General features: G+C 45.2%; 21 protein-coding genes, 1 tRNA gene and 1 pseudogene. 14 read left to right on the forward strand and 9 right to left on the reverse strand.

Annotated features, from left to right (window positions below; translation table 11 throughout):
• The first annotated feature begins 11 nt into the window (after positions 1-11).
• Complete coding sequence (gene galU / locus A8L45_RS01675; RefSeq protein WP_068898564.1) at positions 12-836, forward strand: UTP--glucose-1-phosphate uridylyltransferase GalU; 825 nt, start codon at positions 12-14, stop codon at positions 834-836.
• A 58-nt stretch (positions 837-894) separates the two neighbouring features.
• Positions 895-1,914 carry a UDP-glucose 4-epimerase GalE gene (galE, locus tag A8L45_RS01680; protein ID WP_068898566.1) on the forward strand — a complete coding sequence of 340 codons (1,020 nt, stop codon included), beginning with the start codon at positions 895-897 and terminating at the stop codon, positions 1,912-1,914.
• A 53-nt stretch (positions 1,915-1,967) separates the two neighbouring features.
• On the opposite strand, the gene wecA is transcribed toward galE, so the two are convergent.
• The 3 genes from wecA to A8L45_RS01695 all read right to left on the reverse strand — a co-directional run bounded on the left by wecA (position 1,968) and on the right by A8L45_RS01695 (position 5,148).
• Positions 1,968-3,077: a UDP-N-acetylglucosamine--undecaprenyl-phosphate N-acetylglucosaminephosphotransferase gene (gene wecA, locus A8L45_RS01685; protein WP_068898568.1), complete on the reverse strand. Its 1,110-nt coding sequence runs from the start codon at positions 3,075-3,077 to the stop codon at positions 1,968-1,970.
• 344 nt (positions 3,078-3,421) lie between these two features.
• On the reverse strand, positions 3,422-4,276 hold the full coding sequence (gene folD, locus A8L45_RS01690) for a bifunctional methylenetetrahydrofolate dehydrogenase/methenyltetrahydrofolate cyclohydrolase FolD (RefSeq protein WP_068898570.1): 855 nt from the start codon (positions 4,274-4,276) through the stop codon (positions 3,422-3,424).
• 149 nt (positions 4,277-4,425) lie between these two features.
• A complete protein-coding gene (locus A8L45_RS01695) occupies positions 4,426-5,148 on the reverse strand; it encodes a S1 family peptidase (RefSeq protein ID WP_068898572.1) in 723 nt (240 codons plus the stop codon).
• 208 nt (positions 5,149-5,356) lie between these two features.
• Here A8L45_RS01695 and A8L45_RS01700 point away from each other — a divergent pair, with 208 nt between their 5' ends.
• Positions 5,357-5,587 carry a hypothetical protein gene (locus A8L45_RS01700; RefSeq protein WP_068898574.1) on the forward strand — a complete coding sequence of 77 codons (231 nt, stop codon included), beginning with the start codon at positions 5,357-5,359 and terminating at the stop codon, positions 5,585-5,587.
• Between the two features lie 460 nt (positions 5,588-6,047).
• On the opposite strand, the gene A8L45_RS01705 is transcribed toward A8L45_RS01700, so the two are convergent.
• Positions 6,048-7,244, reverse strand: coding sequence for an MFS transporter (locus A8L45_RS01705; protein ID WP_068898576.1), 1,197 nt, complete (start codon positions 7,242-7,244; stop codon positions 6,048-6,050).
• Between the two features lie 564 nt (positions 7,245-7,808).
• Between A8L45_RS01705 and A8L45_RS01710 the strand changes: the two genes are divergently transcribed.
• Positions 7,809-7,885 (forward strand) — tRNA-Arg (locus A8L45_RS01710).
• A 386-nt stretch (positions 7,886-8,271) separates the two neighbouring features.
• Here the strand turns inward: A8L45_RS01710 and A8L45_RS01715 are convergent.
• A complete protein-coding gene (locus A8L45_RS01715; protein WP_068898579.1) occupies positions 8,272-8,892 on the reverse strand; it encodes a carboxymuconolactone decarboxylase family protein in 621 nt (206 codons plus the stop codon).
• Between the two features lie 475 nt (positions 8,893-9,367).
• Between A8L45_RS01715 and tig the strand changes: the two genes are divergently transcribed.
• The 9 genes and pseudogenes from tig to A8L45_RS01760 all read left to right on the forward strand — a co-directional run bounded on the left by tig (position 9,368) and on the right by A8L45_RS01760 (position 20,515).
• Complete coding sequence (gene tig / locus A8L45_RS01720; protein ID WP_068898581.1) at positions 9,368-10,669, forward strand: trigger factor; 1,302 nt, start codon at positions 9,368-9,370, stop codon at positions 10,667-10,669.
• Positions 10,670-10,775: 106 nt separating this feature from the next.
• A complete protein-coding gene (clpP, locus tag A8L45_RS01725) occupies positions 10,776-11,399 on the forward strand; it encodes an ATP-dependent Clp endopeptidase proteolytic subunit ClpP (RefSeq protein ID WP_068898583.1) in 624 nt (207 codons plus the stop codon).
• 138 nt (positions 11,400-11,537) lie between these two features.
• Positions 11,538-12,818: an ATP-dependent protease ATP-binding subunit ClpX gene (clpX, locus tag A8L45_RS01730; protein WP_068898585.1), complete on the forward strand. Its 1,281-nt coding sequence runs from the start codon at positions 11,538-11,540 to the stop codon at positions 12,816-12,818.
• 173 nt (positions 12,819-12,991) lie between these two features.
• Positions 12,992-15,363: pseudogene (gene lon, locus A8L45_RS01735) on the forward strand (endopeptidase La).
• A 200-nt stretch (positions 15,364-15,563) separates the two neighbouring features.
• On the forward strand, positions 15,564-15,836 hold the full coding sequence (gene hupB, locus A8L45_RS01740) for a nucleoid-associated protein HU-beta (RefSeq protein WP_068898587.1): 273 nt from the start codon (positions 15,564-15,566) through the stop codon (positions 15,834-15,836).
• A gap of 177 nt (positions 15,837-16,013) precedes the next feature.
• A complete protein-coding gene (gene ppiD / locus A8L45_RS01745; RefSeq protein ID WP_068898588.1) occupies positions 16,014-17,909 on the forward strand; it encodes a peptidylprolyl isomerase in 1,896 nt (631 codons plus the stop codon).
• A 160-nt stretch (positions 17,910-18,069) separates the two neighbouring features.
• Complete coding sequence (locus tag A8L45_RS01750; protein WP_068898590.1) at positions 18,070-18,354, forward strand: ComEA family DNA-binding protein; 285 nt, start codon at positions 18,070-18,072, stop codon at positions 18,352-18,354.
• Positions 18,355-18,564: 210 nt separating this feature from the next.
• On the forward strand, positions 18,565-19,167 hold the full coding sequence (gene yfbR / locus A8L45_RS01755) for a 5'-deoxynucleotidase (protein ID WP_068898593.1): 603 nt from the start codon (positions 18,565-18,567) through the stop codon (positions 19,165-19,167).
• Positions 19,148-20,515, forward strand: coding sequence for an anti-phage deoxyguanosine triphosphatase (locus tag A8L45_RS01760; RefSeq protein ID WP_175401882.1), 1,368 nt, complete (start codon positions 19,148-19,150; stop codon positions 20,513-20,515). Before yfbR ends, A8L45_RS01760 begins: the two co-directional genes overlap by 20 nt.
• On the opposite strand, the gene A8L45_RS01765 is transcribed toward A8L45_RS01760, so the two are convergent.
• Positions 20,509-21,144, reverse strand: a complete 636-nt coding sequence (locus A8L45_RS01765) for a tRNA-uridine aminocarboxypropyltransferase (RefSeq protein WP_068898598.1) — start codon at positions 21,142-21,144, stop codon at positions 20,509-20,511. The genes A8L45_RS01760 and A8L45_RS01765 overlap by 7 nt on opposite strands.
• A gap of 135 nt (positions 21,145-21,279) precedes the next feature.
• Here A8L45_RS01765 and rrtA point away from each other — a divergent pair, with 135 nt between their 5' ends.
• Complete coding sequence (gene rrtA, locus A8L45_RS01770; RefSeq protein WP_068898601.1) at positions 21,280-21,843, forward strand: rhombosortase; 564 nt, start codon at positions 21,280-21,282, stop codon at positions 21,841-21,843.
• Between the two features lie 49 nt (positions 21,844-21,892).
• Here the strand turns inward: rrtA and A8L45_RS01775 are convergent, their stop codons facing one another.
• The 3 genes from A8L45_RS01775 to A8L45_RS01785 form a co-directional block, all read right to left on the reverse strand.
• The gene (locus A8L45_RS01775; RefSeq protein ID WP_068898603.1) at positions 21,893-23,107 is read right to left on the reverse strand and encodes a pyridoxal phosphate-dependent aminotransferase; all 1,215 of its coding nucleotides are present in this window, start codon (positions 23,105-23,107) and stop codon (positions 21,893-21,895) included.
• A gap of 159 nt (positions 23,108-23,266) precedes the next feature.
• Positions 23,267-25,132: an MFS transporter gene (locus A8L45_RS01780; RefSeq protein ID WP_068898605.1), complete on the reverse strand. Its 1,866-nt coding sequence runs from the start codon at positions 25,130-25,132 to the stop codon at positions 23,267-23,269.
• Positions 25,133-25,163: 31 nt separating this feature from the next.
• Entirely contained in the window at positions 25,164-25,763 is a 600-nt protein-coding gene (locus A8L45_RS01785; RefSeq protein ID WP_068898607.1) for a TetR/AcrR family transcriptional regulator, read from the reverse strand.
• Between the last annotated feature and the right edge of the window lie 339 nt (positions 25,764-26,102).

The following is a 26,102-nucleotide window of genomic DNA, read 5'->3' on the forward strand; positions in this document are numbered from 1 at the left end:
TGAGATTTTAAATGATTAAAAAATGTTTATTCCCAGCAGCTGGCTATGGGACAAGATTCTTACCAGCAACCAAGTCGATGCCAAAAGAAATGATGCCAATCGTTAATAAGCCATTGATAGAATATGGTGTTGACGAGGCGATTCAGGCTGGCATGACGGATATGGCGATTGTGACAGGCCGTGGAAAGCACGCACTTATGGATCATTTTGATATGAACTATGAGCTCGAGCACCAAATTTCCGGTACAGCCAAAGAAGCATTACTCAATGATATTCGTGATGTGATCGACTCAGCTAGTTTTACTTACATTCGTCAACGTGAGATGAAAGGCTTAGGTCATGCGATCTTAACGGGTCGTGAGTTGGTGGGGGATAATCCGTTTGCGGTAGTACTGGCAGATGACTTATGTATCAACGAAGATCAAGGTGTACTGGCGCAAATGGCTGCGCTCTACAAACAATTTCGCTGTACTATTGTCGCGGTAGAAGAGGTTCCACGCGATGAAACCCATAAGTACGGTGTTATTGCAGGAGAACCACTAACAGACAGTATTATTCGTGTTACTGACATGGTTGAAAAACCTGAACCCGGTAAGGAGCCCAGTAACCTTGCTATCATTGGACGTTATATTCTGACTCCAGATATATTTGAAATTTTGGAGAATACTCAGCCAGGTAAAGGCGGTGAAATTCAGATTACTGATGCACTTTTAGAACAAGCAAAAAATGGTTGTGTATTAGCGTACAAATTTAAAGGTAAGCGGTTCGACTGCGGAAGTGTTGAAGGGTTTATCGAAGCGACAAACTATTGTTATGAAAATATTTACAAAAAATAGTGTCGTTTAAGTTGTTATGAGGAGCAGAAGTGCTCCTCTTTTTGTTTGAGGAATAGATATGAATGTTCTAGTCACTGGCGGTATGGGCTATATTGGAAGCCATACGTGTGTGCAAATGATTGAAGCCGGGCTTAACCCTGTAATTCTTGATAATCTCTCTAACAGCAAACAAGCTGTCCTTGGGCGAATCGAGGCGCTGACAGACCAAAGACCAACATTTTATCAAGGTGATATCCGAGATAAGTCATTTTTGGTCGAGCTTTTTAAAAATGAAAATATCGATGCAGTTATCCATTTTGCGGGTTTGAAAGCGGTCGGTGAGTCCGTTGAAAACCCTCTGGAATATTATGATAATAACGTCAACGGTTCTTTGGTGCTGGTCGATGCGATGAGGGAGGCTGGTGTCAAAAAGCTTATTTTTAGCTCGTCGGCAACTGTCTATGCTGAATCAGACATCCAACCAATGAATGAAGACTTTCCCAAGGGAGCGTCAAGCCCATATGGCCGTTCCAAGTTAATGGTTGAGGAGTGTCTAACTGATTTTCAGAAGGCTAATCCAGACTGGAGTATCACGTTATTGCGTTATTTTAATCCAGTTGGTTCTCATCCATCTGGCACCATGGGGGAGGATCCTCAAGGTATACCTAACAATTTAATGCCATATATATCTCAGGTTGCAGTTGGCCGAAGAGAGAGCCTTTCAGTGTTTGGAGACGACTATCCAACAAAGGATGGAAGCGGGGTAAGAGATTATATTCATGTCGACGATCTTGCCTCAGGCCATATTTCAGCTCTGAACAAAGTTGGTTCTGTTTCAGGTCTCCACACATATAACCTTGGCTCAGGCCAGGGGCAAAGTGTGTTTGAAATGGTTAGGGCATTTTCTGAGGCGTCTGGAAGAGAAATTCCATACGATATTACTGAACGTCGTGCTGGGGACTTGGCTGAATACTTTGCAGATGCGTCAAAAGCGGAGCGAGAGCTTGAATGGAGCACTTGTCGCTCGATACAAGACATTGCGAGAGACACATGGCGTTGGCAATCGCAAAACCCTATGGGATATAGCGAAGGCGAGTAAAAAACTCTGCCCAAATGATAAAGCAGCCAAATGGCTGCTTTATAAATAGTAAGTTACGCTTCTTTCTGCACTGAGTATGTTTCTTTTTTAGTCAAAAAACGTCTTACAAAACTTGTCACTTTCCAAATATGAGATAAGGTAAAATAGTAACCGACAAATAGAATCATGAAAGAGTAAAACATAATACTCTCTGAAATGTTGAGTTTCTCCCCAGCGATACCAATACCTACAAAGACAGATGACAGAAGGCAAATAGCGATAAGTGTCTGGGTTGGGCTCAGCCCAATTCTCTGGCATATATGATGTAGATGTTCCCTATCTGGTTTGAAAGGTGAGTCGCCTCTCTTAATCCTTCTTGCCATTATTGCAGCCATATCCATAAGGGGTAGGGCGATTAGCCAAAGAGCAGTGACTGGGCGCATGGATAAGCTTGATGACTCAGATTGTGTTCCACTTAATAGGAGCCAAATAACACTGAAGCCAATTAACATACTGCCAGCATCGCCCATGAAGACCTTTCTTGTTTTCCCCATCCAGCCCAAGTTCATTGCAACATACGGAATTAACGCTGCAATGAATATCAAGCAAAATTCAAACAACTTCATGTCTTGAGCGTCAAAGAATAAAAATGCTAAGCCTGAGAAAGTAACAATCGAAAGTCCGCCTAATAAGCCGTCAATACCATCAACCATGTTAAATGCGTTAATAGCACCGATGACAGCGAATACCGTTACTGCTAAGCCAAAGATTCCAAGTTCGACATTACCAAACGCAAAGAGATTCCCTAGATGTTGAAGTTTCAGGCCAGCAACAAACATCATTAATCCAGCTAGAACAGCTTGAATGATGATTCTTATTTTGTAACTGATATCGAGTTTATCGTCGAAAGCCCCAACCGTGGTGAGTGTTATCGCACAGCCTAGATAAGTGAGTGTCGTTGGATCGATTGTTTCATGTAATAAGATGTAACTGACAATTGTTAGGCAAACTGAAATGCCGCCAACAAGAGGAATAACGCCCTGATGTAGTTTTCTTGCGTTAGGATGATCAACTAGCCCAACTTTGATAGCAACTTTTCTCGCCAGCAGTAAACAAATGAACGAAGTGATGAGCCCGAGAAAAAAGGGTTGTATTATTTGAGCATATGGAGCTATCAGAGACATTTTCTTTCCGCCTTCTAAGACTCAATTGGGTCTTCTGTCTATTTTTGTGTGCAATACTACTCTTTGATATAGGATGATTTATTGCAGTGGATTAAATATGTGACTAGAGTCTCGTATGGAACGTTTTTTGTACTATCTTTTTAGACAAATGGCTCAGTGTCTAAAACCGAACCGAATTAATGTACTCTAAGAAACGTGAATATTATAGCGCGGGAGATTTACTCGAGAAAGCGTGAATTAAATCAACTTCAAATCAAACTCACACTAAGTGGAGATGCCCATCGTGACACCTTGTCGATAGCGTATAGAAGCCAACTTTTAGCTGGCTCCGACATAAAGTTAACTTAAGAATGAAACTGCTCGCAGGCCATTAGTGTGTTTTCTATTAATGTGGCGACAGTCATAGGCCCTACACCGCCAGGCACTGGCGTAATATGCTTTGCATTTTCACAAGCGACATCATATTCAACATCACCAACCAAGGTACCGTCTTCCTGGCGGTTGATACCCACATCCACAACCACTGCGCCGGGTTTGATCCAGCTTCCTGGAATGAAATTTGGTTTGCCTACCGCAACAACTAGAATATCAGCTTGGCGAACATGGCCTTCAAGGTCTTTGGTAAATCTATGACAGGTTGTCGTGGTACTACCCGCAAGCAAAAGCTCAAGAGTCATTGGGCGTCCTACTATATTTGATGCTCCAACCACTACGGCATGCTTACCTCGTGTTGGAATGTTGTATCTTTCGAGTAGTGTGACCACGCCTTTCGGGGTGCAGGAACGAAGTAGAGGTATGCGTTGACACAAACGTCCCACATTGTAGGGGTGAAAGCCGTCGACGTCTTTATCCGGGCGAATGCGTTCAAGGACATTAACTGCGTCCATCTGGGCTGGCAGAGGTAACTGAACCAAAATGCCATCAATTTCTTTGTCATCGTTTAGCTGGTCAATAACGGAAAGAAGCTCGTCTTCGGTTGTCGAGGCAGGTAAATCGAAGGATTTAGAGATAAATCCTACTTCTTCACACGCTCTTCGCTTACTACCGACGTAAACGCTGGAAGCAGGATCTTCGCCAACAAGTACTACCGCGAGTCCGGGAGCTCTCAGGCCAGCATCGGTCCGTGCTTGAACTCTAGCAGCGACTTCCTGACGAACAGTTTTAGCAATCAGTTTTCCATCAATAATTTGGGCGGCCATGGGTTTCCTTTGGCATTACAGGGAAGGACAGGATAGGCGCGTATTTTGGCAAAAAATGTCAGGAATAGCTACAGCGCAAACGTTTGCTTTTGGTTTGTGTTTGTTAACCGAACCTCTTTTGTATAACCAATTCCACGTTCTAGACTCGGCTATCTTTGAGGTGGATTTGTTGCCAGTGTCTCCGCTGCTGAGGATTCCGAGTATAAAACGACGTCATAACCGTGATAACTGTTGACAGCTTGTTGCAGCCACTCTTGGATATAAAGGGTTGAGACAAATACGGTTGTCCTTTTATTGCCCAGAGAAGGTTGGTTAAGCAGTTTGAAGCCAGAGCCAGACATCCCTGAAATCACACCAACCAGTTCGCCGCTATCATTAAACACACCGCCACCACTCATACCCGACTGAATAGCAGCGTCTGTGATACTAGCAGGGCAGCGTTGGAATAGCTTGCTATCTAAAAAGTTAACATCGAGATAGTACTTTCCACTGCTTGTGATCACTTTTCCAGTTAGGCCAAATCCAAATACATCTAGAGTTTGATTCTGATAAACGCGGCCAAGCATTGGGAGCCGTTTATCTATATTACTTGATTGAATGATTGCCACATCGCAGTAGGGGTGATATGCAACTACTTCACTGTAGTCATATCTCGCTACATGGGCCGCAGTTATGCTGAGTTTTGGGGTGATAGGAACACTGCTTCCATGGCCCCCAAGTAAAAAAGGAATACCGATAGGCAGATAGTTAAGTTCGGGGGATGACTTTTCATCTGCGAATTCAGTTGGCCCGTTTATGAGGAAACAGCCTTGAAGTACAGCTAAGCTGCATATAAATATGGCTAATGTCGCCTTTTTTAAGAAACGGATCATATCAATTATTCCATAAACGAGATTAAAGTCTCATTAATAAGATTGTCAATATGAGAGTAGGTAGGGATTGTTGTTCTTGCCAACTAAGGTGCCGATTTTTATGACTTTTAGGCTATATTGCTGATTTTTAAGGATTTACTTCCTTTTGGTGTTAAGTTGATGAAAGTATTGCTTATTTAGTGACTATTGGTTAGAAGAGCAGTCATAGGTGCCTATCATACTTGGCTCCTCTTCTCGCCTTGTTGCGTTTGACAAACTTCACCGTTGTCGAAAATGGGTGGAATCGCTGGATAGAGGTTTTCCGCAAACGAAAATCAGAATGGAGTTTTTGGAACGCAACAGAGATATGAATTATTTGGACGTAGTAGTGACTGGCTGTATCTGTATTGGTTTGAGTGAGAAGTTCCCTCCTCAGGGAGATATGAATATTGAAGAGTAACAAGCAGTTGGCGGATACTAACGAGAAGATACTAAGGCTCGATTCCTTTCTAGGATGAACTTTTCAGTTTTCATACCGATGGAGACATAAACTGTATGGGTCTGTTCCCCCTAGCAAAGATAAATTTATCGACTCTTCTGAAAGCTCTTTCTTTCCAAATTAGATAGAAATAATGTTGAAGCCAAAAATATCCACAGTGCAAGCGCGTTCTGGCAGTGGGTGCAAGTGACAGGTAGATAGCTAAAAGTCTCTCATCCGCAGTATTTTGGGCTCTGTCTTGAGTTGAGAAACACTGCCTAGTATTGGAGATTTTATATAATTGATATTAAATGAAATCACTTTTGCTGCATAAAAGAAGCCTAATGAAGCAGAGGCGTGAATGAAAGATCACACCTTCCACTATCTTGGTGATATGAGTGGTGCACCGTATTCAGTGCACCACTTATTTGCGCGTTTACTTTCAGAGAGTATCGCTGTCGGGTGCCACTGGTTGAGGCTCCTCAACAACAATTTTAGCTTTGCGAATACTGGCCAAGAACATGTATATGCAGGTCGCTGCGAAGCCAGCCCCAAAATATCCCATCAAATCGCTTGATTGCACTAACCACAATTTTGCAAGGCTCGGTCCCGCAACCGACCCCACACTGTAGCTGAGCAGCATAAGCTCTGTTGCAGCAACTATCTGCCCTTTGCTGATAGTTTGACACGCTAAGGTGATCGCCACTGGATAGAGAGCGAAAGTAGCGGCACCAAGCAAAAATAAGCTGACAATAGTACCAATTTGATGAGTGGCTACCTCTGTCATTGCTACCGAAAGCACGCCCAGCAAGCTGAATAGTGCCATCAGGAGTCGCTTTGATACCCGTGAATTCAACCAGCTCACTGCCGGCTGAATGATCATGCCACCCAGAATTACCACAGACATCAGTGTTCCTACTTGTTCGCCACTGCTAAAGCGTCTCTCGAACTCGAGTGGCAGCAAACCATATACCACACCCATCAGCAGGCCTGAAACGACACAACCAACGAAAGCGGCCATAGGTAGTGAACGGATGTCATTCATTCTGATGGCACTGTGTTCCACATCAGCAGGTTGCGAACCTTTTTTTAGTGCAGGCGGCAAACTGGCCAGCAGCATCATTGTGCCAATCAGTGCGAATGGCATCAGACCTTCAACACCAAAAAATCCAATACCCAACTGCCCAAAAGCGGTGCCACCGTAAAGAGACGCCATGTACAGCCCAAGGCGTTTCGATCGTGCACTCTCGCTGTCTGCCATTAAGAGCCAGGATTCAATAACAACAAAGACGCCGGCAACTGCAATCCCTGCAACAAAACGTGCGCCCAGCCAGACTGTCTGACTAATAAAAAAAGCCATTATCAATACTGTGGCTGCTATGACAGCTAAAAAACTCATTAATGCGATACGGTGGCCTAGTCGAGCCACAACTTTTGCGCTGAATAGAGCACCGATAAGAAGACCAAAATAATAAATGCTTGCTAACCATGCGGCGAGCTCAACCGGGAGTCTGTGCGTCTCAAGAGCAAGCGGGACCAGACTCATCAGGTAGCCAGATGCTAGAGCGAAAATGCTTAGGCTAGCAACAGGCACAATAGTGCTGTTGCCCACATCGAGAGAGAGTGGGTTTGCGTTCACTTTTTTATTCCAAAATCATGGGATTGAAAGGTAGAGATTTTGGCGGTCGCCGAATGCTCTGATTGTTTTTCGCGCGGATTATTCAGTTGAAAGTAAGATGAGTAAAATGAAAAAAATGATTGTTTAAGATTAAAAAAACTAATCCGAAAAAGTATAGGTTTAATGGTGATAAGCAGGACGAAAAGAAAAGATTAGACGGCGAAAGATTTACATAACTCAGTCTCTATAGCTTTCAATAAGTTCTGTGCGTCTATCTTGAATAGTTACTTCGCACCAATACTGTTTATTATTAAAAATAAAATCATCCGTGTTGCTCTTCGATGGGGGTGGAGAAGAGATTCTTTCGAAATGAAAAGACAGTCTTTTGTCTATTACTGTAGATTTTATCCGCAATACTAAGAAAACCCAGTCGTTAATAGAGATAAATGGTCACTAATGTCTATTTATTAGGCGGTTAAACAAAATCACGTAGGAAAAGCATTGACGACCTGAAAGCTGTCTATATAATTCAGCTCTGTGTTAGACGCAGCTCGTTAAGGCCTCGTCAAATACAGACCAAAATGTGCGCCCTTAGCTCAGTTGGATAGAGCAACGGCCTTCTAAGCCGTGGGTCACAGGTTCGAATCCTGTAGGGCGTGCCATTTTCCTCACATTTTCGTGAATATCCCCGAAATACAAGCTTTCCCTAGTGACTATCGGGATGCCAATCCGCTAACACGTTAGCTACTGCTCTATTTGTAATTAGATCCACTCGTTTAATCGACTCCTGTAGTGATCTTTTTATCTCAGATAGAAGTTCCAATAAACCGCTTGTTTGTCCTCAAGAACTCAATAGACATTTGAGATCGATGGGTTGTTGTGAATGTTGATTGTATTTCTCAGCAGCATCCATGAATCAATATAGAGAAATAATCATCCACAAACCCACCGTATAAAACAGTTTGTACCCTCAACGAAACAAATTACCCGCATAATACTAATCAAATCATAAACGTTGATAGGCTATGAAATTTTGTGAGAGAAAAGATTAGCTGTGATTCCAATTATCTAGTTCCTGTCCGTCATTAGGTGACAGGCCCAAAATATCACCATCGGTATTGATGCCAAGACCTGTAACTGTCCGGTTAGCGTAGGCAAAATAGGCGGTGACCTGGTTTATCTCTAGAATTTCACCATCACTCCAGCCCAGTGTCTGTAATCCCTGGATGTCACGTTTGCCTGTATTACCGGGAGACACGGTCAGAGTGCGAACATAATCGAAGACTTTTGCATGTTTAGTATCAAAGGCCTCATCAAAGTTGTGAGACTGTAGCGCTTGTTTGATCTTGTCAGCGTTGTGCAAAGGTTGTTCACCGGATGTATTGAGTAAACGCTTCATTCCCTCGAAGTGATGGTCAAAGCAATAGTTACAACGATTGAGGTAGCTGACGTAAACGCCAATGGCCTCGAGAAACCACTTCGGCACAGTGTTCCTTGGGTGGTGTAAGACATACTTATAAATAGTCATATGTCCTTCCATCGTGTGGGGACGAAGACTGTGAGCCAACATAATATTGTCGACGTTATTGTCTGGACCTTTTACTCTGTCATACAGTTTTTTGAGATTGTCGCTGGCGTCTTCGTAACTGACCGTTTTGATCCAACTCATACTATTTCCCTCATTTATGTTTTCATCGGCAGTTGTTGGATCCACTATGCCGACGGTACGATGTCGACTCTATTTTCGGGCGCGACTTTGAGAGCCGTCTTGCTTTCTCACAATGTTTTATGCCGATCGCATACAACTGTTCACATGGATAGAGCAAACTTCCCGCGTTTTCCGTCAAAATCTGATAATAAAATTCAAATTACGCCTTGAAAGATGGAAATCTGTCCCCATTTCACAGAAACATTGTATCTGCGCTGACCTGTCTCGACTCGGTCGAACGGTGTCGCTATAATGGCGCGTCTAAAAATTTGGCTCTTTCCGAGAGCTCGTTGATACTGGCATTTCACATGCTGTGTATCCTGATTCACAGGCGCTGTGGCAAATCTAACACGCTGCAGCACGAAAGGATGCTACCGGCGGTAAGCCGGGCAACATCACTCAGTAACCCTGAGTTAGTTTTGAGGTTATATTAAAAATGCAAGTTACCGTTGAAACCACAGAAGGCCTAGAGCGCCATCTGACCATCACTGTTCCGGCTTCTAACATTGAAGATGCTGTAACTGCTGAACTACGCAACATTGCGAAAAATCGTCGTTTCGATGGTTTCCGTAAAGGCAAAGTGCCTTTGAAAATGGTTTCGCGCATGTACGGCAAAGCAGTACGCATGGACGTTATGGGTGAAGTGATGCAACGCCACTTCATCGAAGCCATCATTAAAGAAAAAATCAACCCAGCAGGCGCGCCAAGCTTCACTCCGGTGGACAATGAAGAAGGCAAAGATCTGGTATTCAAAGCTTCTTTTGAAGTTTACCCAGAAATCGAACTTAAAGGTCTGGAAAGCATCGAAGTCGCTAAGCCAAAAGCAGAAGTAAAAGACGAAGATGTTGCTGAAATGATCGATACGCTTCGCAAGCAGCAAGCAGAATGGTCTGAAATCGATGCAGCGGCAGAAGAGAAAAGCCGTGTAACTGTCGACTTCACAGGTTCTATCGACGGCGAAGAGTTTGAAGGTGGTAAGGCTGAAGGCTTTGCACTGGAAATGGGCCAAGGCCGAATGATTCCTGGTTTCGAAGACGGTATTGTCGGTAAGAAAGCAGGCGACGAGTTCGCTATCGACGTGAACTTCCCAGAAGATTACCACGCTGAAAACCTGAAAGGTAAAGCGGCGAAGTTTGACATCAAGCTGCACAAAGTTGAAGCGCAGGAATTGCCAGAGCTGACTGAAGAATTCGTTCAGCGTTTCGGTGTTGCTGATGGCTCTCTTGACGGCCTGAAAGCAGAAGTTCGCAAAAACATGGAACGCGAACTGAAGCAAGCCGTTAAGAACAACATCAAAGAGCAGGCGATCAACGGTCTTGTTGAGCAAAACGATATCGACGTACCTGCTGCTCTGATCGAGCAGGAAATCAACGTTCTGCGCCAGCAAGCTGTTCAACGTTTCGGTGGTAACGCTGACAACGCACCTGAGCTTCCTGCTGAACTGTTCCAAGAACAAGCGAAGCGTCGCGTAGTTGTCGGTCTGCTTCTGGGCGAAGTGATCAAGTCAGAAGAATTGAAAGCTGATGACGAGCGTGTCAAGGCTCTGATCTCTGAAATGGCGTCTGCGTACGAAGATCCAGCCGAAGTTGTTGCTTACTACGAAAACGACCAGAAGATGATGGACAACATGCGCAATGTTGCTCTGGAAGAGCAGGCCATTGATGCAATTCTGGGCAAAGCTAAAGTATCTGAAAAAGAACAAGCTTTTTCTGAGCTGATGAACCCTGCTCAGGCTTAAGTGCTAGAATTGTAGAGTGGACATTTGACTTAGAATTCACTCTTCTGATAACAATGGTCCGTATGAAGTTTTTCATCCGGGCCATTTATTTTTAGGGATTTTTATTATGAGCTATCAAGAAAAAAACGGTATGCCTTCAATCATGGATGCGCTGGTACCCATGGTCGTCGAACAGACGTCTCGCGGTGAGCGTTCGTACGATATCTACTCCCGTTTGCTCAAAGAGCGGGTGATCTTCCTGACGGGCCAGGTTGAAGACCACATGGCTAATCTTGTTGTGGCTCAGTTATTATTTTTGGAATCAGAAAATCCTGATAAGGACATCTTTCTGTACATCAACTCACCGGGTGGCTCTGTGACTGCGGGTATGTCAATTTATGACACCATGCAGTACATTAAACCAGATGTCAGCACTGTGTGTATGGGACAGGCGTGTTCTATGGGAGCATTCCTTCTCGCTGGTGGCGCTGAGGGCAAGCGTTTTTGTCTGCCTAGTTCTCGAGTAATGATTCACCAGCCTCTGGGCGGTTTCCAAGGTCAGGCATCAGATATTCAAATACATGCCCAAGAAATTCTGACCATCAAACAAAAACTCAACAACTTGCTGGCAGAGCACACAGGACAACCACTGGAAGTAATTGAACGTGACACGGATCGCGACAACTTTATGTCTTCGCAGGATGCGAAGGATTACGGTCTTGTCGATGACGTGCTCAATAAACGATCATAAGTAATCCAGTCAGAAGTTTAGCGCGTTTACCAATGCTGGTTCTAACAAATGAGTTTGACGCATGTCGGAAATTTGTACCGAATTGTTATAGACTCAAAACATGGCAATAATGGGTAAACGCCACAAAGAGGATAGCTAATGACAGATAAGCGTAAAGATGGTGGCAGCGGTAAATTGCTCTACTGCTCCTTCTGCGGCAAAAGCCAGCATGAAGTGCGCAAATTAATTGCCGGACCTTCTGTTTATATCTGCGACGAGTGTGTCGATTTATGTAATGACATCATTCGCGAAGAAATTAAAGAAGTTATGCCGAAGCGTGATAGCAATCAGCTTCCGACACCGCATGAAATCCGTGCTCACCTAGACGATTATGTCATCGGTCAGGCGCAGGCGAAAAAAGTACTCTCAGTAGCGGTCTACAACCACTACAAGCGTCTGAGTAACGGTGACACCAACAAGGAAGGCGTTGAGCTTGGCAAGAGTAACATCTTGCTCATTGGTCCGACAGGTAGTGGTAAAACGTTGCTTGCCGAAACACTGGCTAGATTCCTTGATGTTCCTTTCACTATGGCAGATGCAACCACGCTAACTGAAGCGGGCTACGTAGGTGAAGATGTAGAAAATATCATCCAGAAACTGCTCCAGAAGTGTGATTATGATGTCGCGAAGGCGGAGCGGGGCATTGTCTACATCGATGAAATTGACAAAATTTCGCGCAAGTCGGATAACCCATCTATTACGCGTGACGTGTCAGGTGAAGGTGTGCAGCAGGCGCTCCTCAAGCTGGTTGAAGGGACCATTGCTTCTGTCCCTCCGCAAGGTGGACGTAAACACCCTCAGCAGGAATTTCTGCAGGTAGACACTTCCAAGATCCTGTTTATCTGTGGTGGTGCATTTGCTGGCTTGGATAAAGTCGTTGACCAACGTGTATCCAAAGGTTCGGGTATCGGTTTCGGTGCTGAAGTGCGCTCTCAAGAAGAAGAGGCGTCACTCAGCGACTTGTTTAGCCAGGTTGAACCCGAAGACTTGGTCAAGTATGGCCTGATTCCTGAATTCATCGGTCGTTTGCCAGTAACGGCAACACTTGGCGAGTTGGACGAAGCTGCATTGGTTCAAATACTACGCGAACCGAAAAACGCGTTGACCAAGCAGTATGGCGCATTACTCGAAATTGACGGCGTTGAGCTGGAATTCCGAGATGATGCACTGACCGCAATTGCTCACAAGGCGATGGAAAGGAAAACAGGTGCTCGTGGTCTGCGTTCGATTGTTGAAGCAGTGCTGCTTGACACCATGTATGACTTACCTTCGACTAAAGACGTCAGCAAAGTTGTCATTGATGAAACCGTCATCAATGGCGAGTCTGAGCCTCTTCTCATTTACGAGGCGGGCGAAAATCAGGCCGCTGGTGCGGAATAATACCTTACAAAGTGACAGGTTATCACTTGTCCTTATCGTGACGTTCTGAACAAAAGGAGGCAAACGCCTCCTTTTTTGTCAAATAACCACCAATATACTGCAGTTTTGGCATTGAATACGGCTAATACGACCCCATATACTCAATAACTACGTAAAGCGGAAGAGAGAAAAATATGAACTTGGAGCGTTCCGAGCGCATTGAGATTCCGGTCCTGCCACTACGCGACGTGGTAGTGTACCCCCACATGGTTATTCCACTGTTCGTTGGCCGGGATAAATCTATCCGCTGCCTCGAAGCAGCCATGGATGACGATAAACAAATTCTGTTGGTTGCTCAGAAGGATTCAGCAACTGACGAGCCGACTATTTCTGACTTGTATGAAGTAGGAACCGTTGCCACCATTTTACAGTTACTGAAACTGCCTGACGGCACAGTAAAGGTGCTGGTTGAAGGACTTCAACGCGCTGAAATTAAGAAATTTTCAGACCATGACTACTTTGTTGCTGATGCTGATTATCTCGTCACGCCTGAGATGGACGAACGTGAGCAAGAGGTACTGGTAAGAACGGCGATTAGCCAGTTTGAAGGCTTCATTAAGCTAAACAAAAAGATACCGCCTGAAGTCCTGACGTCAATGAGCGGGATTGATGAAGCTGCTCGGCTTGCGGATACCATTGCTGCCCACATGCCACTTAAGTTGCAGGACAAACAGCAGGTTCTTGAGATCATTGATATTGCAGACCGTCTTGAATATCTGATGACCATGATGGAATCTGAAATTGATCTGTTGCAGGTTGAGAAACGCATACGCAGCCGCGTTAAAAAGCAGATGGAGAAAAGTCAGCGCGAGTACTATCTCAACGAACAAATGAAAGCTATCCAGAAAGAGCTGGGAGAGCTTGATGATGCGCCTGATGAGTTTGAAACGCTTCAGAAGAAAATTGATGAAGCGAAGATGCCGCAGGAAGCCAAAGAGAAAACAGAGCAGGAACTGCAAAAGCTGAAGATGATGTCTCCGATGTCAGCTGAGGCGACAGTGGTCCGCAGTTATATCGACTGGATGGTCAGTGTACCTTGGGCGAAGCGTTCGAAAGTGAAGAAAGATCTTTCGAAAGCTGAACAAGTACTTAACGAAGACCATTATGGGCTTGAGCGGGTCAAAGAACGTATTCTTGAGTACCTCGCAGTACAAAACCGTGTCAACAAGCTCAAGGGACCCATTCTGTGCCTTGTAGGGCCTCCTGGCGTAGGTAAAACTTCTCTAGGACAGTCTATTGCAGCAGCAACGGGGCGAAAGTATACCCGCATGGCTCTGGGTGGTGTTCGCGACGAGGCTGAGATCCGTGGTCACCGTCGTACTTATATCGGCTCGTTGCCGGGTAAGCTGATACAGAAAATGGCGAAGTTGGGGTTAAGAACCCGCTGTTCCTGTTGGATGAGATTGATAAGATGTCATCTGACATGCGTGGTGATCCGTCTTCTGCATTACTTGAAGTACTTGATCCTGAGCAGAATAACGCGTTCAACGATCACTACCTTGAAGTGGACTATGACCTGTCTGACGTGATGTTCGTGGCTACCTCGAACTCAATGGATATTCCGGGTCCACTGCTTGACCGTATGGAAGTGATTCGTCTGTCTGGTTACACAGAAGATGAAAAACTGAATATCACTAAGCAGCACTTGCTCGACAAGCAAATCAAACGTAACGGTCTTAAGCCACACGAGCTGACGATTGAAGACTCTGCAATACTGGGTATTATCCGTTACTACACGCGTGAAGCGGGTGTTCGTAGTCTTGAGCGTGAGGTATCTAAACTGTGTCGTAAGGCAGTGAAAGAGATCCTTCTCAACAAAGATATAAAGACCTTAACCATCAACGGTGACAACCTCAAAGATTACCTTGGTGTTCAACGCTTTGACTATGGCAAAGCGGACGAAGAGAACCGCATCGGTCTGGTGACTGGTCTGGCATGGACTCAGGTTGGTGGTGATTTGTTAACCATTGAGACTGAATCTGTACCGGGTAAAGGTAAGCTGTCGCAAACAGGTTCTCTGGGTGATGTCATGCAGGAGTCGATACAAGCAGCAATGACTGTTGTTCGAAGCCGTGCTGACAAATTGGGTATCAACAGTGATTTCTATGAGAAGCGCGATATCCACGTCCACGTTCCTGAGGGCGCAACACCGAAAGACGGTCCGAGTGCAGGTATTGCCATGTGCACTGCATTGGTATCGTCCCTGACGGGTAATCCAGTCAAAGCGGAAGTTGCCATGACAGGCGAAATTACCCTGCGCGGTGAAGTTTTGCCTATTGGTGGTCTCAAAGAGAAACTGTTGGCTGCACACCGCGGTGGTATCAAGACAGTGATTATCCCGAAAGAAAACGAGCGTGATTTGGAAGAGATTCCTGATAATGTGAAGGCAGATTTATCAATCCATCCAGTACGTTGGATCGATGATGTGCTAACCCTTGCACTTCAGAACAATCCTCTTGGAATCGAGCTGGTCACTCCCCGAAATAGTGACGCGCAGCAAAAATAAACAACGAAATAAGCTGACAGTCGGCAAAAGGCTTGTCAGCTTTTTTGTTGAGGGCTAACTTAAATTTTAACGCTGCATACCTTATTAACTCAGTAGCAGCAGCGTCTATAAACCAAAGCGTTAACTATAAGTGGCGATGAGAGTCGTCTTTGACCGAAAAAAATGGGATTTTCGGAATTGCTTCAGTAAGGGGATGAATAGTGAACAAATCACAGCTAGTAGAAAAAATCGCAGAAAATGCTGATCTGTCAAAAGCATCAGCAGGCCGTGCGTTGGATGCGTTGATCGACGCCATCTCTGATTCACTCAAAGACGGTGATCAGGTTGCTCTTGTTGGTTTTGGTACATTCTCTGTTCGTGAGCGCTCAGCACGCACAGGCCGTAACCCACAGACAGGTGTTGAAATAGACATTCCAGCAGCGAAAGTACCCGGCTTCAAAGCCGGTAAAGCACTCAAAGACGCAGTAAACTGAGCCACCACCTTTTGTCTTTTGTCGCACCATGTTGGTTTAAGACTTTAATCATCGCGACTTGAGCGTATAATCAGTTTTATCAGAGTGTAAGGGCGCATCTCGGATGCGCCTTTTTAGTTTTTATAAACAGACAAAATGTCAAAACAGTAGTTTCAAGAGTAGGAGTGACGGCAAGTTATGATGGAACGACTGCGTGAAGGCGCAAATAGCTTCGTGGTAAAGATAATCCTGGCATTGATTATCTTCTCCTTTGTATTTGCCGGAGTGGGTAATTACTTAGTGGGCGGAAGCAGCGCACCGGCCGCTAAAGTCGGTGATCGAGAGATCAGTCAGAACGATTTTGAGCAGGTTTATCAAAATGAACGTGCCCGTATGCAAAATCAGGCTGGTGAATTCTTTACAGCACTTTTGGGTGACCCCAAGTATCTGGCGGAGTTTCGCCGCAATGTGCTTGATCGTATGGTTAATGATGTGTTGCTTGAAGAGCAAGCTGCGAACCTTGGTATGCGTATCAGTGATCAGCAAATCAAAGATGCAATCTTGGCGATGCCTCAATTCCAGCAGGGTGGTAGCTTCGATAACGAAATGTATAAAGCTGCGCTTCGCCGTGCGGGATTCTCACCTGAGAGCTTTGCGGAATACATGCGCCGCGAATTGGTGAGAGAACAGCTCGTCTCTGGTCTGCAGGGAAGTGAATTTGTTCTCAAAGGAGAGCTTGACAGTCTCTACAAGTTGGAGAATCAGACGCGCCGTGTCAGCACACTGACCCTTCCAGTCAGTGACTTTTCTGCCAAGGCTGAAGTGACTGAAGATGAGATGAAAGAGTACTATGAAGCGAATTCTTCTCAGTTCATTCGTCCGGAAAAATACAAAATTGCCTACGTTGAGGTATCTGGAAAGAGTATCGCTGATAACTCTCAAATCACTGATGAAGAGATCAACGCATACTATGAAACCAACAAGGCAAGCTTTAGCAGTGCTGCACAGCGGAAAGTGAGTCATATCCTGATCGAGGGTGACAGCGACGACGCTAAGCAGAAAGCGGAAGCGCTATTATCACAATTGAAAGCTGGCGCTGACTTTGCAACATTAGCAAAGGAGAATTCGGCAGATACTTTCAGTGCTGAAAACGGTGGCGAGCTTGACTGGTTTGAAGCGGGTGTGATGGATGCTGAATTTGAAAAAGCAGCATTTGCCATGACGGAAAAGGGTCAGCTGTCGGACGTTGTGAAATCGTCGTTCGGTTACCATATTCTAAAGCTTGATGACTTAAAAGAAGTCGAGTCCAAGCCTTTAGAGACGGTTAAAGACGAGATCATTAAGCGAGTTAAAGAGCAGCAGGCTGCTGAAAAGTTCTATGAGCTGCAGACAGCACTGTCTGAAAAAGCATTTGAAATGCCAGATAGCCTTGAGGATGCCGCTGAAGCTGTTAACCAGAAAGTGGTAACGACTGACTTTGTCTCTCTTGACGAACTCAAAGGCTCCTTGGCTAATGCTGCGGTGATTCGTGCACTGCAAAGCGATGAGGTACTAAAGGACGGCCTGAACTCAGAGGTGGTTGAGATTGCTCCTGAGCATATCATTGCTGTTCGCATAGAAGACAGTCAGCCAGAAATTGTTCTCCCGTTTGATCAGGTTTCTGAAAAGGTCAAAACCAGCCTATCTGAGCAAAAAGGTGAAAAAGCGGCAAAATCTCTCGCTGATTCTCTGATTGCAGAACTCGTTGAAGGTAAAACTGACGCGCTGACTCAATCTGGTTACAGCTTTACTGAGGCGAAGGACATTGCGCGGGTATCTGAGCAGCGCGAGGTGTCGCGACTGGCATTCACGTTAGGTAACCCATCAGAGGGTGAGAAGCGCTACGGAACCACAACGGATGTTAATGGTGACGTTGTGGTTATTGCTCTTGAGGCGGTAAACCAGCCAGACACCAAAGAGCTTGAGCAGAGTAATCCTCTCGCAACCCGTGTGGAGCGTACGTTAGCAACGACCAACATTACTGCTACTCTTCAGCAGCTAAAAGAGAAAACGGGTGTCACTTACTTGGTAAACGGCGCAGAAGCGTCTGAGTAAGATAATTAGAGCAGTCATAAATACTGTTGTAATTGATAAGTATATTCGACGGAGCCTGTCATAGGCTCCGTCGATTTTTTTTCAATATCATTTTTATCATCTTAAATAACCACTTACGCTCCTCCCTAATTTATTAAACTATATTAGTGAGGAAGAAATCATGAAACACATCATCTCTGCCATTATCCTATCTTTTGCTGTATTACTGACTCCGGTGGCATTGGCTGAGCAGTCTGAAGCTGCGAAAGTTGAACAGGTGAATATCAACACCGCCGATCTGGAAGAACTCGACAAAATACTGATTGGCATAGGAGAAAAAAAAGCTCAGGCAATCATTGATTATCGACTGGAATTCGGTCAGTTCACCACGATCGAGGACTTGTCTAAAGTGAAAGGAATTGGTGAGGCGACAGTAGAAAAAAACAGACATCTTATTGTTCTGTAACTAAAACTGAATGTTATGTGCAGGGAGATCACACTCTCCCTTCTTTCCTTTCCGTACTTCCATCTCTTCTTTTTACCCGCTTTGATAAGGCTTTTTCCCGCTTTTGCTTGAGTATTCTTGCCTACCACAACACAATGATATTAGGGCACCTTGATGTGCGCACTGGATATATTCTCGTCTAAATCAGTTGGTTTACCATGTAAGGACACTATGACTAAAGATTCTAAAACCAGTCACTTTTTTGCTTATCTCGCCAGAATGAAACTTATTTATCGCTGGCCACTGATGAGGAATGTTTTCAATGAAAACATCTCTGAACACAGCCTGCAGGTTGCTTTTGTTGCTCACGCATTAGCATTGATTGAGAACCGTAAGTTTGAGGGGAACTTCAATCCAGAACGTGTCGCTCTGCTCGCCATGTTTCATGATTGTAGTGAGGTCATTACTGGGGACTTACCGACGCCTATCAAATATTTCAATCCTGCGATCGCCGATGAATATAAAAAAATAGAACAAATCGCGGAAGAGAAATTGATCTCCATGTTGCCAGAAGAGTTTCAGGATGACTACCGTGGACTGGTCGTGAGTGAAGATAAAGATCCCGACGAATACAGGCTGGTGAAACAAGCTGACTCAATCTGTGCTTATCTCAAGTGTCTGGAGGAATTGTCGGCCGGCAACCATGAGTTTAAGTTAGCAAAAAGTCGACTCGAAAAGACAATGAAGAAACGCCGTAGTGAGGCGACGGATTATTTTATGTCAACGTTTGCAGAAAGCTTCAACCTGACACTGGATGAAATCAGCGATGAGTAAACAAGTAATATCTGATAAATGGCAGGAGAGACTGGCAACAGAGAATAAAAAGCGCCGCGATGACAGGCGCTCTGTCTTCCAGCGCGACCGTGCCCGTATCCTTCACTCAGCTGCATTCCGTCGTCTTCAGGCTAAAACGCAGGTGCTTGGGGCGGGCCTCAACGACTTTTATCGTACCCGTTTGACACATTCTCTTGAAGTGTCTCAGATAGGCACAGGTATTGTTGCCCAGTTAAAGCAGAAACAATCAGAATTTCGTGATCTTTTGCCTTCGACCAGCTTAATGGAAAGCCTATGTCTTGCTCATGATATTGGTCATCCACCCTACGGACATGGTGGGGAAATTGCCCTTAATTATCTGATGCGAAACGATGGAGGGTTCGAGGGAAACGCGCAAACGTTCAGGATTGTCACTTTACTAGAGCCATACACCGAAGATGATGGTATGAATTTGGCGAGAAGGACCCTGTTGGGTTTGATGAAATATCCTGTGCCACTTCGTTCTGTGTATCGGCAAAAGCTCGCACCAGATGTTGAAAATTTCCGTCACCTGAGAGTGGATGACTGGCACCCTGCAAAGGGGCTGTATGATTGCGATGCAGCACGCTACGACTGGGTGCTTTCGCCATTAAGTGATTCGGACAGAGAGCTTTTCACCTCATTGAGGTTCGCTCCTGAGGCGGACAGCCACGGCAAATCTAAATTTAAATCCCTTGATTGCTCAATTATGGAATTGGCTGATGATATAGCCTATGGTGTGCACGACCTTGAAGATGCAATTGTCATGGGAATAGTCACCCGGGAGCAGTGGCAACTTGCGGTGGCCAGCAGGCTGGCAGAATGCAGTGATCCATGGCTTGAAGCAAATGTAGGCTACCTGAGCGATCAGATGTTTGGTAAGCATCATGAGCGTAAGGATGCCATTGGTGCACTGGTCAATACCTTGCTGACATCGATAACGATTGTGCCATCGATACAGGATGGCGTGAATGCATTCAACGATCCCTTACTTAAGTGGAAAGCGAGTATGCCAGAGAACATGAACGTGGTTCTGGATACGCTCAAGCAGTTTGTGAGTAATTACGTCGTGAAAAAGCCAGAGCTTCAGGTTATCGAATACAAAGGTCAGCAGTTAGTCATGGAGCTCTTCGATGCTTTTGACTCCGATCCCAAGCGCTTATTGCCTTCAGCAACACGTGAACGTTGGCTTGAGGCCAGAGCCGGGGGGGAGAGTGGAAAGCGGGTGATCGCAGATTACATCTCAGGTATGACTGACGGTTTTGCGCAACGTTTACATGCAACTATGTTTACCGCAGCCAGTCAGGGCCCTCTGTACGACATTCACTGAGTCTTTTTTCCTGGACCAAACTGTCGCTCATAAACATCGGGCGGCAGTTGACTGAGGTGAAAGGCGACCATCTTATCGAAACAGTCGATTAGAGGTTGGTAATGGTTGTTATCGTTCGCCAGCAGAGACAGAGCATGATAGCCAGCTTCGACGGTCGATAACCCGCCAGTTTTTGCCGTCTTTCTTATCCGATAATTACCTGTTAAGTCGTCCGGTAACACGAGTGCAGGTAACATCTGTAGCCGTTGCGATAGCTGATACATCTTAAATGCCTTTTTCCACGTGCCATCTAAGAGAACTAGGCCAAGGTTATGTACATTCTGGTCCGATGAAAGCGAAGTAATTGTTTTTGCGTTATCTGAGGGATAAAGAAGGTGCCAGTTGATATCACTGTTATCCAATTGATCGAGAAACTCAGTGTTCTGATCGAATTCTTCACCGACGATCAGTTGCGAGTGCTCCAGTGATAGAGAGAGAATTCTTGCTGTCCCTTTGGCTTGATTTACCTCGCTGGGGTGTTGAAGGATCAGCAGAGGGATGTTGTTACCAATAGGTGTAATCTTCTCGCAGATACACGCTTTGTGGGCTTTGTTACAGCGATGGCAATATCGGGAGCAATTTCGTTGCATGGGATCTATCTGGCCAATTAATATCAAGCTTTCGCATCAGTAAATGCTAACTAATTCAATGTTGGTAATTTCAACAGGTAATAGTCATTGAAGTTTAGCGTGTTGAGCTTTGTGATTTTTCAACAAGGAGCCATCTTGCCAGTCATTATTCTTTTTTGCTCAATCGCTATACTCGCGGTGGTGTCACAGTTACCTGAAATTCGTGACTTCATGGTCTGGGACAGGCAGCTAATCATTGACCATAGCCAATGGTGGCGCATAGTAACAGGAAACATTACTCATACCAATGACAACCATCTTGGGATGAATCTGGCGGCATTAGCGGTAATATATTGGGTTCACAAGGACTACTACAAAGCCTTGCCGATAGCGGCGCTGATACTGACATGTATGCTTGCTGTTGGTGTAGCGATGTTTAGCAGTAGTTATAATCTGTACGCGGGCCTATCTGGCATGTTACATGGTTTATTTGCCTGGGGAATAGTGAGAGATATTTTTGAGCGAGTCAGATTCAGCCTGTTGTTGTTTATTGGTTTGATTGTCAAAGTTATCTACGAGGTCATTAATGGTGGGGCTGCATCCACGGAGTCTTTTATTAATGCCGCCGTTGCGGTTGAAGCTCATGTGGCTGGTACATTAGCGGGTCTGCTTTTCGTCACTCCTTTTGTTTTTCAGCAACTACAAAAAAAGCCCGACTGACGGGCTTTTCGCTTTTTTGTAGCGTTTATTGACCAATACAAAAAAGTGTTTATTGGTGATAGGTTGACAGGAAACGCTCAAAGCGGCCAATTGCCATCTCAAGATCATCGACACGCGGCAGGGTAACAATCCTGAAATGATCAGGCTTCGGCCAGTTAAACCCGGTGCCATGTACCATCAGGACTTTTTCCTGCATCAAAAAGTCCAGCATCAGCTTTTCATCGTCGTGTATGTTGTAGCGTTTGGTATCAATTTTCGGAAACAGATACAGCGCGCCTTTCGGCTTAACACAGCTGACACCCGGTATCTGGTTGATTAATTCATACGCTTTGTCACGCTGCTCGAGGAGACGCCCGCCCGGTAGGATGAGTTCGTTGATACTTTGATAGCCACCCAATGCGGTTTGAATGGCATGCTGCATAGGGACATTGGCACATAAACGCATCGAAGAGAGCATGTCCAGACCGTCAATATATCCTTTAGCAAGTTGTTTAGGCCCGGATAACAGCATCCAGCCAGCACGGAAACCACACACTCGATATGACTTGGAAAGACCACCAAAAGTGACGCAAAAAACATCCGGTGCAAGAGGAGCAACAGAGTGGTGTTGCGCGCCGTCATAAAGGATTTTGTCGTATATTTCGTCTGCGAAAATGATCAGCTTGTGTGTTCTGGCCAGTTCAATCACTTCAATTAAGAAGTCACGGCTATATACAGCGCCAGTGGGATTGTTTGGATTGATCAGGACGATCCCTTTAGTATTCGGTGTGATCTTATTTTTTATATCATCGATGTCGGGGTACCAATCTGCCTCTTCATCACACATATAATGAACGGGCGTGCCTCCCGAGAGGGAAACAGCGGCTGTCCACAGTGGATAATCTGGGGCTGGTACCAATAATTCATCACCCGTATTCAGCAGAGCCTGCATCGCCATTACAATCAGTTCAGACACGCCATTACCGATATAGACATCCTCAACGTCCAGATCCAGCATACCTCGCTTTTGGTAATGTTGAACAACGGCTTTACGCGCTGAGTAAATACCTTTTGAGTCGCAGTAGCCCTGCGAGGTAGGAAGATTGCGGATTACGTCAACCAATATTTCATCCGGTGCATCAAAGCCGAATGGGGCGGGGTTTCCGATATTAAGTTTAAGTATTTTGTGGCCTTCTTCTTCCAGACGTTTCGCCTGTTTCAGCACCGGCCCCCGAATGTCGTAACAGACGTTGTCCAGCTTTGAGGACATTCCGACTTCTTGCATGGTCTTTCCCAGATTTGTTTATTGTTATCAACAATAAAATACACTAGTCACCCGCCATATTTAAATAGTCACCAGATAAAAATCATGGAATAAACAGGATTAAGTTATTTAATCCTGTTGTGCTGGAATGAAATGCTGGTTGTTGTCTTTAAGACCGTATTAACGGGCATCACCACGAAGCATGGCAACTTTTTCAAACATTTGATCAGACCTTGCCTCGCGTGGCGGCACGGGTTCATCGGCAATAATGGTAATTTTTGACCAGAAACGTTTTGGAAGCTTCAACAATGCACGTCCTCCCTCGCGACTGAAATAGCTTCCCCAAAGACCCTGAAGTGCCATTGGTACCACTGGAACCGGTGTTTGGCGAAGAATAAGATCAATGCCGCGTTTGAACGGGATCATCTCACCGTCGGAGGTCAAATGCCCCTCAGGGAAAATACAGACCACTTCACCTGCTTCTAATTCCGTCTTCACGGTTTCCAGAGCTTTTCGAATTGATTTACTGGAGGTGTGGATTGGGATAACCCTTGCCGCACGGAAGAAGTAATGAAGAACAGGGATGTGGTAATACTCTTCATCCATCACGAAACGAATAGGTCGAGGACAGGCGCCAGCCAGCAGCAGTGCATCGACATAACTAACGTGGTTACAGATAAGTAATGCGCCGCCCTTTTCAGGAATATTATGTAGGTCTTTGTGTGTAACGCGGTACATAGTATGGCTTAGTAGCCAGATAAAAAACCGTAGCGCGAAAAGCGGAACTTGTTTTCCTACATAAATGGCGACCACAAGATTACCGATTGCAAGTGCAAGAAAGAAAGTGGGGATACTGATGCCCATAACACTGAGAGCAATAATTGCAGTAACTGCACTCGTTACCATGAACAGAGAGTTGTAGATATTGTTCGCGGCGATAACCTGAGAGCGTTCACTTTCTTTGGCTCTTTGCTGCATCATCGCGTAGAGAGGAACAATAAAAATACCGCCAAATACGCCGAGTAACGCGAGGTCAATAAACACACCGAAGAGCTCTGGGTGTGAGATAAACTCAAGGAAACTGGTCGTTTCAGGAAGGGATTCTGGCGTCGTAAAGAATAGATGCCCTGAGAAAATGGTGATCCCCAGACTACCAATTGGCACAATACCCGGTTCAATCCGGTGGTTCGATAGCTTGTCACAAAGGAGTGAGCCAACCGCGATACCTACCGAAAATAAAGCTAACAAGAAAGAGACGCCAGCTTCACTCCCACCCAAAAAGGTTTTAGCGTAGTTTGGAAACTGTGTCAGAAAGCTCGCACCAAGAAACCAGAACCAACTGATCCCCATGATGGATTGCAGGACAACTTTGTCTCGGTGGGCGATCGAGAGTGTTTTACGCATTTGCCTGACAGGAGCGAAACGTACTTTCAGATCCGGGTTACTGGCTTTAACTTCTGGAATAAAGCGGGCGCTTACATATCCCAGGATGGCAAAAAAGACAACACAGACGGCCGCAATCGCTCGGCTTTCCTCCATATTAGCAATAATGCCCGCTATCAGTGTACCAATCAAAATTGCCAGAAAAGTACCAGTCTCAACCAATGCATTACCCGACACCAGCTCAGAGGGCTTCAGCTGCTGTGGTAAAAGTGAGTATTTTACCGGACCGAAAAATGTCGATTGCGTGCCCATAAGAAACAGAATTAATAACAGAGCGATGTAGCTTTCCGTTATAAAGGCCAGAGCTGCTGCGCTCATGAGTACTATTTCGATCAGTTTTACTGCTCGTATCAAGGACGATTTCTCGTACTTATCAGCGAGCTCTCCAGCAAATGCGGAAAATAAAAAGAAAGGAAGAATGAATAGCCCTGCGGCGAGATTGATGAAGGCATCACTTGGTATTGCCAAGGTTCCGGGAGCCGCAAAGGCTACCAGAATGAGCAGAGTGTTTTTGTAGACATTATCATTAAACGCCCCAAGAGCCTGGGTGATAAAATAGGGTAAAAATCGGCGTTGTTTGAGAAGGCCTGTCTGAGTTGTCATGCTCTAGTTCCGGTAGCAATTAGAGAAGCAATTAGTTACATCGCCATGTTGCAAGGTAACCGTCGAGCAGATTCTGGATCAGGGCGTCGCCATCCACAGGTGTATCGGTAAACAGCTTATCGTCAACGGATAAAAGGGTTATACCGTGAACTCCTGCCCACAATACCCGACTTGCCTCAATCACTGCTTTTTCGTCTCTGTTAGGCGAGAGCTGGCCCAGCATTTTCTCAATAAGGCCTGTCATCCTATCGATACGCTCGCTGTGCCATTTAGGTAGCTCTTTCCCATTCATACTGTGTTGAAACACCAACTGCCAGCGATGTGGATTCTTTCGCGCGTAATCCAGATAAAGTTGGGCGAGAATTGAGAGACCCTCTTCAGGATTAGTACACTTTTCGATTTCTACTCTCGCTGTCTCTCCCATGTCATCCAAGGTGCGTGCGACAACATGAAGCAGAAGCAGGTTGTAGGAGCCAAATACATTGATAAGAGTGCTGGGTACATACCCAATCATTGCGGCAACTTTTCTCAGGCTCAATTCCTGATGAGGTTTTTCTGAGAGAAATTGCTCGACAGCGGACAAAGTCATTTCAACTAGTTCGTCACGACTGTGGTCGTTTCGACGTGCCATAGGGATTCCGGTTCTTTGATGAACAATGTTCACAAGTTTATTGAGCTGGGTTAAAAAGGCAAGTTTCGTTTAATCTGAACCACACATTTATCAAACCGGATCGAAATCTTGCGCAACTTTCGCTGGATTAATCAGCGTAAATTTCATGTTGGTTAAACAATTGGCTCTTCCGGTATTTATAAAAAGGTAATCTTACCGGGCCTCAATCGCGTAATTACTAATGTAAATAACAAATATGTAATAAATGGGATAACGATTGAAATAGTGTTGCAAAGGGTAGTCCCTGTGGTCAGTTTTATGTCAAGCATGCATCATCAGAACAGACATCATTATGGTGCT

Origin of the sequence: Veronia pacifica (genome assembly GCF_001707825.1) — a bacterium.
GTDB lineage: Bacteria > Pseudomonadota > Gammaproteobacteria > Enterobacterales > Vibrionaceae > Veronia > Veronia pacifica.